This is a genomic window from Streptomyces sp. NPDC001406, from assembly GCF_042895285.1.
Taxonomy (GTDB): domain Bacteria; phylum Actinomycetota; class Actinomycetes; order Streptomycetales; family Streptomycetaceae; genus Streptomyces.
The window spans coordinates 240,557-257,628 of record NZ_JBIAWG010000002.1 but is presented as its reverse complement, the minus strand read 5'-3'; the positions used below and the strand labels follow the sequence as shown (position 1 = coordinate 257,628).

The window sequence follows — 17,072 nt, the reverse complement described above, 5'->3', positions numbered from 1 at the left end:
GCGCGCGACGCTACGCACCCGCGCTCTGCATGGTCCGCGGCATGCTGAATCGCCCCACTGCACAGGCTGAGTCGCAGGACCTGAATCGCGACCTCGAGGTCAAGGTCACGCGTCGGCCGTGGAACCCTGCCCTGCACCCCCGCGACAGCAAGGGCCGCTTCATCGAGACGGGTGGAACGGTCAGGCTCTGGGGCGGCAAGCTCGCGCGCGTCGTGCGCGCCCTTCCGCACGACCGCGTCCTCGTCCAGGACCAGAGCGGCCCCAACGAGTTCCGGGGACGCCGGCACACCACGAGTGCCAAGTGGGTGACGATGGTCGCCCGTCCCGACGGCACCGCGCCCACCGAGGACGAGAACAAGGTCGTCGCCGAGGACGAGCGTCGACACAAGGACCCGCGCCGCGGCAACGGCGTCGCCCGGGACGACGATGGCGACCCTGACACCCCCAACGACCCCCACGACGTCGACGACCAGGGCCGCCCGATCGGGGACGACGAGGGCGACGGCCCGCACGACGAGGACGACCAGGACGAGCCGGAAGACGGCGCCCACCCCGTCAACCTCGACGCGCTTCCCAACCAGCAGAACGCCGCCGGAGCCCGGTACGCCGACACCGCGGCCGTCCGGCGGCACTTCACGAAGCTTGCCGAACAGCCCGGCACCAAGCCGGAGATGGGCACCTTCCTGCGCTCGGTCGCCCACGACGACGACCTGCGGGTGACCCCGAACGGCCGCTTCGCGATCCTCCGCGACGACAACGGCCGCTGGTACCTCACGGCCACCGGCACCGGACAGCGCATGGACGGCGCCGGCGACTTCGACACCCCGCAGGACGCCGCCCGGTTCGCCAAACACCTCGACAAGACCGCCGTCAACGGCCGACTCACCCAGTTCAACCAGCCGTTCGACTTCTCCGACCCGCAACTGGACCGCGCCGCCCGCGACTGGCGCTCCACCAAGGGCGAGAACATCCAGGGCGCCATCATCCGCGCCCGCAAGGAGTTCGACGCCACCCCGGCGCCCGCGGCCGCGCCGAGGGCCCCCGCGGACAGCCCGGCCGACGGCAACGGACAGCGCTTCAGCACGCTCCAGGCCGTTCGCGCCCACTGGCAGCAGCGCCTCGACCAGATCAACGACATGGGCCCGGACAGCCTCCGAGAGCAGCGCGCCGCGCGGCACCTCGAAGGACTGATCAGCAACGACCGGATCAAGCTCGTCGGCCATGGCCAGTTCGTCGTCGGCCAGGACCAGAACGGGGAGTGGTACCTGGTCGCTACCGGCAGCGGCCTGCCGCTCCGCCGTCGGTGGACTTCCCAGCGGGACGCGCAGGCGTTCGCCCAGTCCTTCACCGAGAACGCCCCCATGGGAGACGACGGTAAGCCGCTGGACCTGTCGGACCCCAACACCCGCATCGCGACGTGGCGGTCCAACGACAACCGTTCGATCAGCGAAGTCATCGACGCAGCCGCCGAAAAGTTCCAGCGCGGCAACGCCGCGGAGGGAGCACCGGCCGCCAACCCGGCGCCGACCGCCGCCCCGGAAACACCCGCCGCTCCACAGGCACCGGAGACCCCGGAGGTGCCGCAGGCGCCCGCGCTGCCGGGCAACGCCGAGCCCGTCGACGGTGTCGACGGCTACCACTACGTCAACCACGGCGGCGCGATCACCCTGTACGGCCCCGACGGGCAGGTCGCCGCCACCAGCGAGCGCGGCTACCCGCCGAAGGTCACCATCGACGGCGTCGTTGTCCCCGTCCCGCAGTACCCCCCGCAGGGCGCCCAGGTCATGGCCCGCCTCCACCTCGCCGCGCAGAACCCGCAGAAGCGGGACCGCGTCACCGCGGCGTGGGTGATGAAGCCGGGCAAGAACGGCCAGCCCGCCAAGCGCGTCATGGTGTTCCGCGGCACCATCAAGGGCGACCAGCGGGACTACGACGCGATCGGCTCCACCAAAGCCATCAAGTGGGCACCCACGATGGGCCCGGTCGGCTCCTGGCAGACCCAGGCGAACATGACGGACGCCACCCGGGACGAACGCATCTCGGAGGTTCTGGCCAAGCTCGCCCGCCAGGGCCGCAACGTCCACGTCACCGACGAGACCACCCAGGGCACCCCCGACGCCCCCGGGGACGGAGGCGACGAGACCGCCGCGCTGCGCCGCGAGATCAGCGACGCCACCGACCCCCAGCTCGACCGCATGAAGAACGAGCGGTACGCGAAGTACCGCACCTCCCGTTCGGAAGCCAACCGTCGGCGCATCAACCAAGAGATCGACCTGATCACGGAGGAGCAGAAGCGCCGCCGGCAGGAGCGGGACGAGGCCGCCATCCGTGACGCCTCGCAGCTCAGTGACGCCGACATTGAGGCCCGGGTCAAGGAGTCGCAGCAGGAGCGCGGCATGTACGGCTCCCGCCGGGGCGAGCCTGCGAACGACGTCGAGCGCGCCATCTACCACGAGCGGCGCCGCCGCTCGCAGGCACTGGCCGACGACAACACCGACCTGACCACGATGGCCGAGGAGGACCTCGCCAAGGCCCGCGACGACGTCGCCCACCGGGTCACCCTGCACCAGGCCGCCGGCGACGACCACGAGGCCGAGCAGACCGTACGCGCCGCCCTGCAGAAGCGGCACGACGCGATCGTCGGCGAGCAGCAGCGGCGCCGCGCCGAGCAGATCGCCGACCGGCCGCCGGTCGCTGACCTCACCGACGACGAACTGTCCGAGGAGTACAACGAACTCATTCGGCGGGACTTCCGCAAGGCATCCCCGGAGGCTCAGCGAGTCCTCGAAGGCCGCCTGGAGGACATCAAGCAGGAGCGGCGCGAGCGGGAGAAGCGGGCCATCACGGACCGGGACACCCCCGACGCCGTCGACTCCAAGAAGCTGCTCGACGAATACACCGAGCTGCGCCGCGGCCGCTCGTCCTACGAGGCGGACGACGTCAAGGCCGCCCGCGAGGCGCGCATGGCCGCGATCGAGGCCGAGCTGAACCGCCGGGACACCACCCCGGAGGTCGAGCAGCTCCTCGCCCGCGTTGACAACCCCGACTCCAACGGGCAAATCAGCATCGACGGCGGCAGCGGGTACGGCTACATCGACTACAACCAGACCCTCGGCCGCGACCGTCGAGCGTACGGCTGGACCTGGGGCAAGAACTCCTGGGGCCACGGCAGCGCGGTCTACCCGTCGCGGGCTGCCGCTCTGGCCGCGATGGTCCGCGCGTACGACCAGGACCCGGACACCCGCGGTGAGCGCACCTGGGGCCGTGAGCGTCGCGTGTTCGTCCCGAAGATGTTCGTCGAGCTGTACCAGACGGCTCGCCTCGGCGACCGGCTCTCCAACGCATCCGAGGAACGCCAGTACCTCTTCCACCTGTTCCGGGACCGGTACGGCTGGGACGACGGCGTGAACCCGCTGGTGCCCAGCAACAAGAAGGGCCACCACATCAAGGGCCGGAACCTGGTCATTCCCGAGGGTCTCCTCGCGGAGCTGCACCGGGTGACGGAAGAACTGTCGCGGGACATGTCCGTGCAGGCCGCGGACCGCGACGCGGACAAGTCGGACCGGGCGAAGGCCAAGACGCGGCTGGCGTCCATCAACGTGGCTCTGCACGCGATTGAGTCAGCCCGTGAGGCAGTCCGCAAGAATGGCGGGAACGACGACCAGAAGGTCATCTCCCGCGAGGAGATCGAGGCACAGCAGGCCGCGCTCCGTGCAGCGCTGGGAGGCGACGACGATGAACATGTTCAGCCCGATGGTCCGGGATCACTGGCGGATGTACCGGCCGCAGGAGTGGGCGGCGATGGACGATCCGGAGGCGTTCGTGGAGACGAAGGCCAGGGAGATCGAGAGCCGGATTCTGGTCGCGGAGCAGGCGCTGGAGGAGACGGTGCCGGAGCCGGAGGGCTACGACGCGGCGGTCGGCCGGCTCAAGCAGATCAGGGCGGACGCGACGGCGATGGTTCTGGCGGAGCTTCTGCCCGAGCCGGAGCCGGAGGCGGAGAAGGCGCCCGAGCAGACGCCGATGGAGCAGCACCTGCAGGAGATCAGGGACGCGATGTACGACGCGTAGCGCGGTTTAGGCCGGACCCGGCCGACGCGCCCAAGGGCGCACGCGCGCGTGCGGCCGCCAACGTCGAGGCCATCAAGGTCCTCAAGAAGCTGGAGGCCGAGAACCGGCCGGCCACCGACGATGAGAAGCGCATCCTCGCCCGTTGGTCCGGGTGGGGCTCGGTGCCGATCATCTTCGCGAGCGAGCCGAACGAGAAGGAACCGCGGTACCAGCAGGGCGGCACCCGGTACGGCAAGTTCGCGAAGGACCACGAGCGGTGGTCCGAGTACAGCGACATCCGCAGCGAGCTGCAGCGCGTTCTGACGCCGGTCGAGTTCCGGCAGGCGTCCCGCGGCGTGCTGTCCATGCACTACACGCCGCAGCCCATCGCCGAGGCGATGTGGGATGGCCTGCGCGCGTTCGGGTTCGACCGCGGCGACGTCCTCGAAGCCGGTTCCGGCGCGGGCACGTTCTTCGGTGTCGCACCCGACGGGGCGCGCCTGACCGGTGTCGAGCTGGACCCCACAACGGCCCGGATCGCTCAGGCGATCTACCCGCACGCCAACGTCCTGAACGAGTCCTTCGCCGAGACCGACGCCCGGCCGGGCACCTTCGACGCCGCGATCGGCAACGTCCCCTTCGCCCGCGTCCCCTTCGATGACAAGCGCTACCCGGCCGAGAGCCTGCACAACGGGTTCGTCACCAAGGAGATCGCCCTCGTCCGGCCCGGCGGCATCACCGCCGTCATCACCTCCCGCCAGACGCTCGACTCCAAGGGAGACAAGGCCCGCCGCCAGATGGCCAAGTACGGCGACCTGGTGGGCGCCGTCCGTCTGCCCTCCGGCGTCTTCAACGACGCCGGCACCGGCGTCACCACCGACGTGCTCGTGTTCCGGCGCCGTGAGGACGGCACCGAGCCGGCCGACACCTCATGGCTGGACGCCCCCGAGCGGGACATCAACGGCACCCCGCACCACATCAACGCCTACTTCGACGAGCACCCCGAGCACATCCTCGGCACGCTGACCACCCAGTCCGGCCCGTACGGACCGGAGGTCACCGTCAAGGGCGACCCGGCCAAGGCAGCCGAACAGCTCCGCCACGCGCTCGAGGAGATCGCTGAGAAGGCGAAGGCCGACGGCCGCGGCTACGAGCCGCACCCCGACGGCGACAACCGGCCCCCGGTGCACCTGCAGACTGCGCGGGAGAAGCACGCCAACGACTGGACCGGGCGCCTCTACGAGGGCGACGACGGCCAGTTCTACCAGCACGTCAACGGCGCTGAGCCGGTCCTCATCGACCCGGCCGACGGCAACACCGCCCAGCTCCGCGACCTCATGCGGCTTCGCGACGTCGCCGCTGAGCTGCGCGAGCTGGACCGCAAGAACGACGAGGAGGAGCGCGCCGAAGCCCTCCGCGCCCAGCTCCGCGACCTGCACGCCGCCTACGTCGAGAAGTACGGGCCGCTGTCCAAGCCCGGCCAGCACCGCACGAAGAGCGGCCGCCCGACAGCGTGGGGCTACTTCCGCGCCGACCCGGACGCCGCGGCCGTCCTCGCCCTAGAACGGTGGGACGCCAAGAACGGCCAGCCGGTCCTCTCCCGCATCTTCACCGAGCGCGCGGCCGCCCGCCGGCGTCAACTGACGTCGACCGACGACCCGAAGGCGGCTCTGGCCGCGGTCGTCGCCGCGCACGGCGAAGTGGACCTCGGGGAAGTCGCGCGCCTCCTCGACGTCGACCCGCAGGAGGCGTTGAAGCGCCTCGGCAATGAGGTCTTCACCAACCCGGACACAGGCCGCCTGGAACTGGCCAGCGGCTACCTGTCCGGTGCCGTCCGCGACAAGCTCGCCACCGCCCGCAAGGCTGCTGAGAAGGACCCGGCGTACGCGGTCAACGTGGCTGCGCTGGAGGCGGTACAGCCGCCGGAGCGGACCATCGGCCAGTTCACGCCCGAGATGGGCGCGCACTGGACGCCTCCGGAGCTGCTGCAGGGCTTCCTGCGGGAGTACCTGGGTGACCGGACCCTGCGCGTTGCGCACGATGACCGGTACGGCTGGGTTCTCAACACCGGCCGCGTGCCCGAGGCCAACAACGTCATGTACGGCGTCCCGGCCAACCCGGAGAAGGGCACCAAGGGCAAGTCCGCCGTAGAGATCGCCCGCGCGGTCCTCGGCTTCGGATCGCTGACCGTCTACCACGACGACAAGCGCAAGGACGTCGACGAGGCGACCTCACGTCTGATCCGGCAGAAGGCCGACCAGATGCGGGCCGAGTTCGCCAAGTACGCCACGGCGAACGCCGAGCGGCTGACGGTCCTCACCGAGTCCTACAACCGCATCATGAACGGGCACGTCGTCCGTTCGTACGAGGGCATGTCGCCCACCCTGGAGGGCTTCACGCCCGACAGGACCCCGCACGGCTGGCAGCTCGCCGGCGCCGCGCGGATGCAGTTCGAGCGGGGCGTGATCCTCGCCCACGAGGTGGGCCTCGGCAAGACCTCGACGCTCGTCATGGGCACCCAGGCGCTCAAGGCGTCCGGGCAGATCGAAAAGCCCATGGCCGTGGTGCCCAATCACCTGGCGAAGCAGTGGGCGGACGAAGCGCGGTACCTGTACCCGAACGCCGATATCCACCTGATCACCTCGGCGGACCTGGCCGGTGACCGGCGCTCCAGCACGCTGGAGTGGCTGCGCGCGAACAAGCCGGACCTGGTCATCTTCACCGAAGAGGCGTTCGGCTCCATCAAGATGAGTCCGGAGGCTCAGGAGGAGTACGAGTTCCGGGAGCTGGAGGCGCTGCGCGAGCAGCTTGACCGCCAGTACGAGGACGCCGACAACCCCAACCACCCGTTCATCGTCGCGAAGATCGAGCAGCGCATCGCGACGGTCCAGCGGAACATCAACAAGAACGCCGCGCCCATGCGGAAGCCGGGCGAGACGTACTGGGATGACCTCGGCTTCGACTACTTCGTCGTCGACGAGGCGCACCGCTACAAGGGCGTGGGCTTCCGCTCTAAGGAGGCCGGCGGCGACCCCGCGTCCATCCGCGGCGTCGACCTGCACCAGAAGACCACCGACCTGCACCGCCGCCGCCAGGGCCGCGCCACCATCACGCTCGCCACCGGCACGCCGCTGTCCAACAGCATCAGCGAGCAGTTCACCATGCTGCAGTTCGCGGCGCCGTGGGTGCTCGACGCGTACAAGGCGGGCGCCCCGGACCTGTGGGCGAACACCTTCGGCCGCAAGACCCTGCGCATCGAGAACGCCCCCGACGGCTCCGGCCTCCGCGTCGTGGAGCGGTTCTCCGAGTTCCACAACAAGCGCGCCATGAAGACCATGTGGGGCCTGGTCGCGGACACCAAGCGCGCCGACGACGTCGGCATTCCCCGGCCGAAGCTCAAGGGCAACGCCCCCAACCTGATCATGGTCGAGGCCACGCCCGACCAGAAGCAGCGTCTCAAGGGGCTTGTGGCCCGCGGCCGCGCCATCCACAACGGCGAGCCTCAGCAGATCCGTAACCGCCAGGGCTCCCTGGTCGACGACAACATGCTCGCGGTGTCCAACGAGGGCACCAGCGTCGCCCTCGACCCGCGGCTCGTCGACGCCAACGCTCCTGCGGGTAACAAGCTCAAGGCCGTCGCTGACCGGCACATCGAGCGCTACCACGCCAACAAGGACCGGGTCTACAAGGTCGCGTACGGCAGCGACGAGGACCACCCCGTCCGCGGCGCCCTCCAGATGGTCTTCCTGAACGAAGGCGTCCCGGACAGCGACAACAAGGGCGGCTTCGACGCCTACGCCCACCTCAAGCAACTCATGGTTGCTGGGGGCGTCCCCGAGGACAAGATCGCCTTTGTCCAGGATGCCAAGAAGTCCGGCAAGCCCGAGGACATGACAGAGCTCTTCCGGAAGGCCCGCGAAGGTGAAATCGCGGTCCTCATCGGCTCCAGCGCCGTCGCAGGCACGGGCATGAACGCCCAGGACCGCATGATCTCCCTCACGCACGTCGACCTCGACTGGGGCGCCGCGCAGATGGAGCAGCGCAACGGCCGCATCCTGCGCTACGGCAACATGAACCCCGAGGTCGAGATCGACATCTTCGCGACCAAGGGCTCCATGGACGGCTGGAAGGCCGGATTCGTCGCCGCGAAGGCCGAGGGCCTGGTCGACATCCAGCGGCCCGAGCCGGAAGACGGCGACACCAGCGACGTCGTTCAGGAGATCAGCGGCGGCGAGTTCGACTACGAGACCATGGAAGCCGAGATCGGCGGCAACCCCTACATGAGCCAGCTCATGAAGGCCCGCCGTCGGCTCAAGGACCTCGAGATCGACCAGCACAACGAGGCCGCCGAGCGTATCCGCCGCGCCGAAGCCCTCGATGAGCTGCGCCAGGAGGCCCAGGCCACCCGCGACGGCCTCGAACGCCGCGAGCGGGCCCTGCCCCGCATCCAAGAGGCCGGCGACCGCTTCACCATGACCATCGGCGGCTCCTCGTACGGCGAGCGCTCCGACGCTGGCAAGGCCCTGCACCGCGAGGTGACCGCCCGGCTCCTCGACCACAACCGCGAGGGCATGAGTCCCTGGCACATCATCGGCCAGTTCCGCGGCCTTGACTTCGGCGTGCGTACGGAGAAGCGGGAGGACGGCAAGCTCGTCGCACACGTCGGCTTCCCGGACCTCCGGAACTCCGACTTCGAGCGCACGGTCGACGACCTGTCCAAGAAGGGCGCCGGGTCGGGCATGATCACCCGCCTCGGCAACGCCCTCGACAAGGCACCCGCCCTGCAGGAGTCCGACCGGGCCAAGGTCCCCGAGCTGGACGAGCAAATCGCCCTGCTCCAGTCCGCGCACGCCGCCGCAGACCTCACCCCGCAGATCGACCACGCGCGCGCACGGGCCAACCTGCTCGAGGAGATCGTCGCCCGCATCACCGACCTCGACGCCAAGCCCGAGATCGACCCCAACGAACTCGACAAGAAGCGGTACAAGAAGCACGACCGCGAGATGATCGCGAAGGAGCGGCGCGAGGAGCGGGCACCGCTGCAGGCCGCGATCGACGAGGCCGTAGCGAACCTCCAGCGCTGGGACGAGCAGAACCCGGAACCGGAGAGGGACGACACCGTTCACCTCTCCGAGGACGAGGTACGCGACACCCTCGCGCGCCTGGCCCCCAACCCACCGGCGCACGACGCCTCTCAGGCCGACGACGGTGACGGCAACTCCACCGACACACCGGACGTCGAGGAGACAAACACCGCGGCGCCCGACAACGCCAGCGGTACAGGCGACGAGGGGCATTCGGCCGATACGCCGAGCACGGGCGACCTCCGCGACGAGAACGGCGACCAGGAGCAGGACGACACCGTTCGTCTCACTCAGGACGAGGTGGCCGACACCCTCGCCAGCATCCAGCCTGACGCCGACACGGAGAGCCAGGACACCGCGGACGCGGAGGAGCCCGGCGAACCGCTCAAGTACGCGTGGGACAAGCCCGAAGACTTCGTCACGCTCACCTTGCCGGCGGCACTCGTCGACTTCCTCAACGTCGAAGAGACCGCCGCCATGGAGGACCCGGACACCCGGAAGGCGCTCAAGGAGGCCAAGCCGGGCCGTAAGGGCACGCTCAAGGTGACGGGCCCCATCGAGGTGCACCGCGCACTCCTGGAGTGGGCGTGGGCGCTGGAAGGCGGCGAGGGCCTGGAGTCGGACCCGTCCGAGGTGCGCGCCTACCGCGCCTACCGCAAGGCCATCGACGAGGCCGGGGTCGAGCTGCGCCGCCGCCGCGCGGAGCGGGAGAGCAGCGACGGCGACTCCGCTGACGCCACCCCGGACGTCGACGTGCCGGACATCGAGGAGACGAACACCCCGGACGCTGCCAGCGCGGGCGACGGAGGCGACGACGAGCCGCCAGCCGACACCCCGAGCACCGGCGACCTCGGCGACGACAGCAACGACGACCAGGGCGGCGACCAGAGCGAAGCTGACGACCAGGAGAGCACCGACACCGTCACCCTGACCCCCGATGAGGTCAGCGACCAGCTCGACGCCGTACGGCCCGAAGGGTCGAAGGCTCCCTCGTCGATGGACGACGGGGAGATACGCGACGAGATCGTGGACCTGATGGGACGCGAGATGGCCAACGGCGGGGAACTGTCCGGCGTCGACCGCACCCGCCTGCAGGTCCTCGAAGCGGAAGAGGCCCGCCGCGCCGGCCGTGCGCCGAAGCCGGAGCCCAAGCCCAAGCAGCCCACGGAGGAGCCTGGCGGCCTCTTCGACGTCGACGAGCCGACCACCCGGCAGGCGGACAGCACCGCGGACCCGGACAACCCCGAGGACCAGCCTGACGACCTGTTCGGCACGCCGGACATGATCGCCGACCACGAGGGCCGCGATACCAGCGGTCTGCGCCCGGCGCGCATGCGGAACGCGTCCGACCTGGAGCCGGGCGACCGGTACACCGACGCCGACGGCCGTACGCGCACCGTGGCCGAGCCGCCGGTGCGTACTGGCCGCGGCCAAACCCGCATCGTCACCGACGACGGTGAGGAGCGCTTCTACAACGCCGACGCCCAAGTACGGCTGCGCTACCCGGACGAGGAGATCCCCGAGAACGACACGGAGCTGCGTTCCGAGCCGGACGAGCCCCCGGTCGACGAGCCGGAGACCACCGCGGACAGCGGTCGCAGCGACATCAACGACCGCACCGACCGCATGTCCGACCTGGTGCGCCAGGCCACCGACGAGGCAGGCGGGGACGATCTGCCGGAGATCCGCGACGTCACCGACGCCATGGACCGCGCGGCGGACTCCGACGCCCCGCACGCCGAGCTCCGCGACGCCGCCGACCGGCTCGACTCCCTCGCCGAGATGTACGAACTGGGTGGCCCCGATGGGGAGCGCGCGGCCGAGCTGTTCCGCCGCGCCGCCCGGATGGCGCGGGGCGAGGACGACGACAGCAACGACCGCCGCGACGACGAGATCAACCGCGACGAGAACGAGACCAACGTCCCGGACAACACCAGCGACAGCGAGGAGGACCAGGAGCAGGACGACGAGGGACGCCGGCAGCGCCGTGACGGCGACCTCGGGGGTGGCGCCGCCGACCCTGACGGGGGCGGAGCCGACACTCCTGACGCCCCGTCCGACGACGAGGAGAACAGCGACAGCTCCGACGATGAGCCGGACAACGCCGACGACCAGCAGGACGAGCCGGACGCCGAAGATCCGGACAACGAAGACGAGGAAGACGAACGGAACCGGCGCAGGCGTCGCCGGCGCCGCGGCAACGGTGGCCCCGGCGGTCCTGGTGGCCTCGGTGGGCCCGGCCTGCCGCACCTGAACCTGCCTGACTTCAACGTGCCGTCCGGCACCGGCGCCGACGGTGGCCACGGCAACGGGCCCACTCCGCACGGCCGTGACCGTGACGGCGGCCGCCACCGTGACGTGGACTCCGTTCGCCGAGCCTGGAGGAACGGCGAAGGTCTCACCGCGGCCGAGGACACCCCCGAGCGGCGCGCCGCCCTTGCTCAAGCCGCCGAGCGGGAAGGCATGGTTCTCTCCCCGGGCGGTGGGCTGGTGACATGGCCGGAGCCGCAGGACGACGGCACCACCCTGTGGCGGTTCGCTCAGGCCCGCAACGGCACCAACCTGCCCGGCCTGACCCTGCGCACCGACAACCCCGAGGAGGCCCGCGCCCTTGCCGGGCGCTTCGAGGAGATCACTGGCCGCGACGGGCAGCCCTTCGACTGGCACCACCCGTGGGGACCCAGCACCGTACGCCAGTGGCGCGACAACGAGGGCCGCAACCTGCAGCTCGCCCTCCACGCTGCCCTCGACGACTTCGAGCAGCAGCGCTCCGCCAACACCGAACCGACGACGCGCGCCCTGCCGGACGACCTCACGGAGCTGGACGACGACGCGCTGGTCGCGGCGTGGGGTGACGACCTCACCCCCGAAGACCAGATGCGCCTTATGCAGGAGATGGACCGCCGCGACGGCTACACCGACCAGCGTGTTCGCGACGCCGTCCCGGACACGCCGCCGGCCGACGCCGAAGAGGCGGAGAAGCGTGGCAGGGCCATGGACGAGGCCTTGGGCTTCGGGGGTACGGACGTCACCCGACCCCGCCGCACCCAAGAGGACATCATCCGCGCGGCGTTCGCCGACTTCGACGAGGCCCGCTACCAGCAAGCCATCGAGGAGACGAACGGCTACTTCTTCAACCGCAAGCACAAGTACGGCGACAACCGTCCGGACGAGCGCTCGCTGTTCTCTGGCGGCGAGTTGGCCAAGTTCGGGCGCTGGAGGCAGTACGCCAGTGAGGAGCTGGTCAACTGGTACGACGCCAACGGCGGCCGGATCACCTACAACCAGTTCAAGCTGCAGTACCGCGACAACGACCGCAGAGACCGGGAAATCTTCGAGGAGGAGCAGCGCCGACAGGCCGAGGAGCAGGGCCAGCAGGCGGACGCCGGGCAGTCCCCCGAGGAGCCCGCCACCGGGGACACCGAGCCGACGGCCGAAGGTACTGATGTCCCGGACGTGGATGCGGCAACGGGCTCGGACGCTCCGCGGTTCGCCAACGTCGATGAGGTCCGTGACCGGTGGCGGCGCGGTGAACTGGATGAGCCGAGCCACCCCTCGGCGGTCCCGGAGGAGCGGTTCCGCGACCGCTACGCGGACAACCCCACGCTCGAGCTGTCCGAGGGCGGTCACCTGGCCATCCTCGGTGACGACGACCGAGGGGCAAGCTGGGACGTCATGGCGCCCGGGTCGATGGAGCCTGTCGCCCGCGCGTTCAACCGCGACGACGCTCGCGCCTACGCCCGCATCCTCGAGGGAGTTCGTGACGAGGACGGGCACCCCTTCCCATGGGATGCTCCGGACGCGGCGGAGCGGGCTCGTACGTTCCGCGGCCCCAACGGGGAATCACTTGGCGAAGCCGTCGCCCAGCAGATCATCGACCGTGGCGAAGCCGAGGGCCTGCACAAGTCGTGGCAGGACGACGCCCGTCTCTACCTCGACCGCGAACGGCAGTTGGATGAGCACTACGACGCTTGGCGTGCCCAGCAGGAGGCCGACGGGTACACCATCCCCGTCGACGTCCGCGACGCTCAGGCCGGCGACGAGATCTCTGCGCTGGATCAGGACACCGATCACCCCGTAAGCCAGCGTGGTCGTCTCACCGGTCCGCTGCGGGCAAGGCACATGAACCGCACAGGCACCTGGCCGTTTACGAACGGCACGGACTACCGAGCGAGCATCGAAGGCAGGACTCAGGAGATCGACCCGTCCCGTGAGGAGAACCAGACACGCGAGACGCCGTTCAACTGGTTCTACTTCCGCAACACCCCGGACCGGCCCACGGCCTTCCGCCAGCCGCGCCCTGGCGAGGAAGAGCAGAACAATCGGGCAGAGACGCCGCAGGCCGAGCCCACCAGCATCCCGGAGCCCGCCGCACGGCCGGAGCCGACCCCGGACCGCGCCCCTGCGGAGCCAGAGCCTGCGACACCGGACGCCCCGGCCGACGAGCCGAAGGGCGAGCCCGAACCCGTGGGCGGCCAGCCCGCGAACTGGGCCCGGGTCTCGGACCTCGTGCCCGGCGACATGGTCCGCATGGACGGCAGGACGAGGAACGGGCGCGCCGTCACGCGAGCCGGGTACGTCTTCACGGCCCCGACGCGCGTGGAGGTCACCCGCAACGGCCGCACCGTGCAAATGTGGCAGACGTACGTCACGGAGAACCCGGACGGCACCGGCAAGCGCGGCCACGTCTTCACGCCGCTCAACGCCACCGCCGCCCGCGCCGAAGCCCCGGACGACACCGTGCCCGGCTCCCCGGCCACCGGTGCCCAGGCCGCCATCCAGACCGGCAGCCTGCCCGACACGGTGCCCATGGATCGCAACGGCCGCGGCCTGTTCCCGGGCAGCACCGTCACCGGCGTTGACGGGCTACGCACCCGGGAAGGAACCGTCACCGGCGCCACCAGCACCACCGTGTCGGTGCGCTGGGACAACAACGACACTGCCGACGGCCTGTCGCCCAACACCCTCACGGTGACCGGCGGCGACCGCCCCGACGGCTGGACCGCATCCGGGCAGCGCGTCACTCCCGGGCACATCGTCACCGATACCGACGGTGCACTCCTCGGTCCCGTCGACGAGGTCAACGGCGACCGCGTCACCATCACTACCGCTGGGGGCACCATCAGCCGCAGCGCCGGAGACCTCCGCGTCGCCGGCGAAGTCCGTGACGACACCAACCCCGCCACCGCCCCGGTGACCGGGATCGACGACCCGACGGCCGCGGACCTCAAGGAGGACGACGTCGTAGTCCTGGACCTCGACGGCACCCTCACCACCGTGGCGGTCACCGGCACCCAGCGGGACGGCGACCGGGTCACCATCGACTACGCCGACACCACCACAGGCGAGATGGGCCAGATCGACGTGGACGCCACCACGGTCCTCCCGCGGGCCCAGGGCGCCAACGGCCACGCCCCCGACCTCGGCCCGGAGGACGCCCCGGACACCCCGGACGACCTGACGGTGCACGAGCCGCCGCACCGCGTCGAGCCGGTCACCGGCCCGACCGTCGACCCGGAGCTGACCACGACCGACCGGGACGTCATCGGTGATCTCGCCGACGCCCCGGACGATGACCCGGACGCACAGCAGGGCGCCGTGCGTATCACCGCGGACCTGCCCGTCACCCCGGAGCAGGCGACCGCGCTCGCCGCACAGCTCCGCGACTCGGCAGACCAGTCGACGCCCGAGGGCCGTGCCGCGCTGCGCGCCGCCGATCACCTCGACCGCGCCATTGGCCGCACGCCTCCGGAAGAACTCGGCCGTCCGCGACCGTCCAACGCTTCCCAGGTCGCCGAAGACGACACCATTGCCCTCCCGGACACCCGCGGCAACGGCGTGACCGTCTACCGGGTTCGTGGTGTCCAGGACGGTCCCGGCGGAGTCCGTTCCCTTCTGCTGGAAGGGGAAGACGGCCGTACGCGCCGGCGTGTGGTCCACAGTGCAATGCCGTTGTGGCAGCTCGGTGAGCCGCAGCCCGACGGCGCCAACACTGCGCTCGTCCCCGGCCCTGACTCCCCGGCCGGTGCGCCTCGCGACCCGAACCCGGCGCCGCAGGCCGACGTCGACCGGATCGTCGCCGACCACCCCCGGGCGGTCGCCGCGCGCATCATCGACGAGGCGATAGCCGGTACCGAGCCGCCCAGCGACATCCACGCCCTTCGTGAGCAGATCGCCCAGCGCCTCACCGCCGATGCCCTGCGCGATGCGCGGCAGGCAGCCCGACAGGACGCCTCCGCCGCCCTGGACGCCGCGGGCATCACCGGCCGGGACCGGGCCGCAGCACAGCAGGCACTCAAGCGGGCCCGGCAGGACGCCCACGCCGCGACGGTGCGCGCCGCCCTGCGCACGATCAACGACCTCGAGCCCCTGCCCGACGAGAGCGACGAGGACCTCGCCGCCCGTGCCCGGGATCTGCTCAGCCTCATCCCTGACCAGATCGCAGGCGCCCCCAACGGGCCGGACACCGACGGCGACACGGACGTCAACCGCACCGTCGCGGGGCACGTCGACGACGCGGTAAACACCGTGCTGCAGCAGCTCCAGGCGGCAGGCGTGGACCCGGGTGACGCCGAGAGGATCGCCCGGACCCTCACCGGGCACATGGACGGCTCCCGGCAGGCCACGGCCCGCCAGATCGCGCGGCGCGTCGCCGCGGTGTCGCCGCAGGCCGGCCGCCAGCCGGGCCTGCTCGCCCGGATCGTCGCGGCCCTCGTCCGCCTCGCCAAGCGTCTCGCGCTCCTGGTGAAGGCCGGAGCGGAGAAGATCGCCGAGAAGTGGCGGGACGCCCGGGAACGCACGGCGAGACTCCGCGCCTTCCTCGGTCGGCTCGCCCGTCGAGTCCGGGAATGGCCGGAGTCCCGGCGCCTGGCGCGCCTGCACCGCGCGCTCGACCTGCCCGCGGCCGACGGCGAGTCCCTGGTCGCCCGGGTCTCCCACTGGGCCGATCTGCTCCCGGAACCCGGCCGCTTCGGACAGGCGCAGCGGCGCGTCACCTGGTGGCAGCCCACGACGTGGGCGCAGCTCGCCGCCGGGCGGCTCCCCGGGCGTAGCGACCGTGTCCGCTGGGCCCCGGACCAGGCCGCCGACAGTGGCCCCGGCCTGACCGGGCTTCGCCACATGGCGGCCCTGCGGGCGGCCGGCGGCGACGTCGACGAGGCGGTGACTCGCCGTCTCGCCGACACCCTCGGCGACGACTTCGGGGGTGACCCGCACGGCACGCTCCAGCACGCGGACGACTACGTGGCCGCCACCGAGCGGCGCCTGGTCAACCTGCAGGCCGCGCGCAGCGGCTCCACCATCCCGGATGACCCGGACCTCGAGGTGGAGATCGCCGCGGCGCGGATGGAAGCGGCGGCCGCGCGCCGGGAGTGGGAGGACCTGCGGTCCCGGTGCGCCGCGGCGGTGCCCGATGCGGTCGCGGCCGCGCTCGCCGAGATCCGCGACATGGGCCCCGGGGGCAACGCCAGCATCGTCTTCGGTCCGGACAGCACCCCGGACGCCGAGCGGGCCGTACGGGGCGTGCAGCGCCTCGTGCCACGTTCGTGGCTCAACACCCCGGCCGCGCGCCGCGTGACCGCTGTGAACGGCGACGAGGGCCGCTACGAGCCCGACGGGCAGCGGATCACAGTCGCTGACCTCGCCGACGAGGGGCTCGGCACCGCCGGGCACGCGCTCGCGCAGCATCTCGCGCAGCACCTGGGCGACTTGGATGCCGCTCAGCGGATCTTCTGGTTCACCCAGACCCACACCGGCCGGCCAGGCGCCCGCCGTATGCGGCGCAGCGCCCTGAGCCGTCTCCTGTCGCGGCAGCAGACGCAACCGGACACTGGTGACACCCTCGCCCGGTCTGTTCAGTCGATGTTCAACGGCGACTGGTACTTGGACGACGACCTTCGGGCGTTCCTCCTGGGCCTGCTCGCCACACGATGAGGAGAG

General features: G+C 71.1%; 1 protein-coding gene. It reads left to right on the top strand.

Annotation, left to right across the window (positions count from 1 at the left end):
• Positions 1–41 precede the first annotated feature (41 nt).
• Positions 42–17,066 carry an SNF2-related protein gene (locus ACFY1J_RS05185; protein ID WP_390730650.1) on the top strand — a complete coding sequence of 5,675 codons (17,025 nt, stop codon included), beginning with the start codon at positions 42–44 and terminating at the stop codon, positions 17,064–17,066.
• The last annotated feature ends 6 nt before the right edge of the window (positions 17,067–17,072 follow it).

Coding starts and splice junctions, on each gene's coding strand:
- ACFY1J_RS05185 (WP_390730650.1), top strand. CDS start 42: ATGCTGAATCGCCCCACTGCACAGGCTGAGTCGCAGGACCTGAATCGC.